2 protein-coding genes are annotated in these 3,123 nt (G+C 45.4%); both read left to right on the top strand.

Annotated elements, in window-relative coordinates; translation table 11 throughout:
- Nucleotides 1–2,449, top strand: a 2,449-nt coding sequence (locus HMPREF0670_RS14570; RefSeq protein WP_198009318.1) for an RHS repeat-associated core domain-containing protein, incomplete at its 5' end; no start/stop codon positions are given.
- Between the two features lie 77 nt (nt 2,450–2,526).
- Nucleotides 2,527–3,114: an SMI1/KNR4 family protein gene (locus HMPREF0670_RS14565; protein WP_009231908.1), complete on the top strand. Its 588-nt coding sequence runs from the start codon at nt 2,527–2,529 to the stop codon at nt 3,112–3,114.
- Nucleotides 3,115–3,123: the final 9 nt, after the last annotated feature.

Here is a 3,123-nt window from a genome sequence, read left to right as displayed (position 1 = left end):
TGGCAGGCTGGTGCTGGTGGAAGACGCATCGGGCGGCGAGGCGTATTATTACGGCAACCAAGGAGAGGTTGTAAAAACCGTTCGCTCGGTGATGGTGAGCACCGCCGACGTGCGCACCTACGTCTACGGCGCCACGTACGACAGTTGGAACCGCGTGCGCACCATGACCTATCCCGACGGTGAGGTGGTTACCTATCATTACAATGCGGCAGGGCAAATCGCGAGTGTCAAGTCCAACAAACAAGGAAAGGAAGAGACCATCGTAGAAAAGGTGGGCTATGACAAGGATGGACACACCGTCTACACCAAGTTGGGTAACGGTGCGGAGACAACCTACACCTACGACAAACAACGCGAACGCTTACAAGAAATGAATCTCACGGCAGCAGGTACGGCGATTATGACCAACAAGTACCAATACGATGCTGTGGACAATATCTTAGGCATTGTCAATGCTGTAGACCCGACACAGGCCAATAGTAATAACAACAATAGCAACAACAATAGTAATAACAATAGTAATAACAATAGCAATAACAACAAGGCGAAACTTGGCGGTGCTTTCAACCACACTTATGCCTACGACGACCTTAACCGCCTGATAAGGGCCAACGGTGAGGCGAAGGGGGCGAAGTATGAGATGACGATGACCGTCGGGCGGATGAGCGAGCCGCTCACCAAGGTGCAGAAGGTGGACCCCACAAAGACGGCGCAGTCTTACGACTTCACCTATAAGTACGAGGACAGCAACCACCCCACAGCACCCACGCAGATTGGGCATGAACATTATACATACGATGCCAACGGCAATCCCACGCTGGTGGAGAACGACAGCCTGAACACCGAGCGGCGCATGTATTGGGACGAGGACAACCGCCTGATGGTATTGTCGGACAACGGCAAGACCAGCCGATACACCTATAATGCTGCCGGCGAGCGTATCGTCAAGAGCCACGGCGACCTCGAAGGCGTATATGTAAATGGTGCGCCGCAGGGAATCACGTTCCACGAAACGGAAGATTACACCATCTATCCTGCCCCGATTATCACTGTAACGAAGAACCGCTTTACCAAGCATTACTTCATCGGCGACAAACGAATTGCCTCCAAACTGGGAACAGGCAAGTTCAGCAATGTCTATGGTGTCAGTAGCAATAATGTTACGGCAGGCCAGAAAGACTATGCCGCCCGCATGCTGCAGATAGAGAAACAGCGCGAGGAGTACTACCGCAAGCTGGGCACACCTCCCGGTGTTCCTACGATGAAGGGTGCAACGGCCGATCCCGACAATACGGGTTATGGCTACAACACCATCATCGGGGAGCTGGGCGACCACAGCGTGCCCGAAGGTTGGGTGCAACGACCGAAGTTTAACGACAAGGGAGATGTCCCTGGTCCACCCATTCAATGGCAGAAACCCGAAGACCCTGACAATGCCCAGCCGGGTTATGGCTATGTCCCTGCCGACACGACCAACACCGAGGACATCTTCTTCTATCACTCCGACCACCTCGGCTCAACATCATATATCACTGACGCTAAAGCCAACATCACGCAGTTTGATGCTTACCTGCCCTACGGTGAGTTGCTCGTGGATGAGCACACATCCTCAGAGGACATGCCCTACAAGTTCAATGGCAAGGAATTAGATGAAGAAACGGGGCTGTATTATTATGGCGCCAGGTACATGGACCCCAAAATCTCCATGTGGCTGGGAGTAGATAAATTAGCAGAGAAATATCCAACTTTAGGAGGATATGTTTATTGTGCAGGGAATCCTATAAAACTTATAGATACGGATGGTAATGACATTGTTATTGCAGGAAAAAATAATTCAAATATAACTCTAAAAACAAACTTAATAGATATTAGGGTAAATGCTACTTCTTTAGGTATAGACTTTGGAGGAGCTTATACTTTAGAAGGAGAAAAAATCTTAAGTGCGGCACTTGATATTGTTGGTATTTTTGACCCAACAGGTGTTGCAGATGGCTTAAATGCAACTTTAGCTGCAAAGAATGGAGAATGGTTAGATGTAGGAATTAGTGTACTCGGCCTTTTACCTTATGCAGGTGATTTGGCTAAGGTAGGAAAGATAAAAAAGGATGTGAAAATAATTGAAGACGGAATCGAAGCTGTTAAAGGAGCTAAGAATCTTAAATATTTAAGACAAAAAGCTGTTAAAGATGCATGGAAAGCAGAGAAAAGATTGGTGGAAAGGACAGGGCGCGGTTCCAGAAGATGGACAAAGAAAGAATTAAAGGAATTAAAAGAAACAGGAAAAGTAAAGGGTTACGAAGGACATCACATTAATAGTGTAAAAGGACATCCAGAAGATGCTGGTGATCCGTCAAATATTGAATTTGTGAAGAAAGGTGGAGAACATCTTAGTAGGCATAATGGTAATTACAGGAATCCATCAAGTGGAAAGAAAATCAATAGAGATTAAATCAACTATTGTCAAATTCTTCATTTTTAATGATGAGCCTTTACCATAAATAGTATAGCGTATATAAAAAATAGAATATGAATAAAACATATAGGGATTTAATTTATAGATTTCAGAACCAGGGTATTGAAGAATCCCAATCCACCGGTGCAATCCTTATAGGAAAAGCGCCCCATATAGCCCCCGAGGCTTGGCTAAACACCCTGTATCCTCCGCTAAGTAAGAACGATGTCCAAGCATTGGAGAAAGAATTGGGCATGGGAATTCCCATCGATTATAAAAAATTCTTGTTAGATGTAAGCAATGGGTTAGACATATTGGTTGGAACCTTTTGTTTAGACGGGTTAAGAAGAAACTATAAAAGAAGCACTGATGAAAGCCGCCAACCGTTTTCGATTATTACGGCAAACATTCGGGAAAGACCTCGAAATGCCGCAGACGACCATTTCTTTATAGGCGGTTATGACTGGGACGGTTCTTATCTTTATATAGATAAAAGAACAAGCACCGTGCACTATTGTGATAGAGACGATGCAACCTCCCTATTCCAATGGGAAACGTTCGAGCAAATGCTTATATCAGAGTTAAAGAGGATATACTCACTGTTTGATGAGAGGGGAAGAAAAATAGATGAAGACCTTTATACCACCCCAATTAAAAGGTAATATAGAAGT

Origin of the sequence: Prevotella sp. oral taxon 317 str. F0108, from assembly GCF_000162415.1 — a bacterium.
GTDB lineage: Bacteria > Bacteroidota > Bacteroidia > Bacteroidales > Bacteroidaceae > Prevotella > Prevotella conceptionensis.
The sequence above is the reverse complement of the archived record's forward strand: the minus strand, read 5'-3'. Positions and strand labels throughout refer to the sequence as shown.

Excerpts from the sequence above, each read along its gene's own strand:
- HMPREF0670_RS14565 (WP_009231908.1), top strand. The coding sequence starts at position 2,527 with ATGAATAAAACATATAGGGATTTAATTTATAGATTTCAGAACCAGGGT.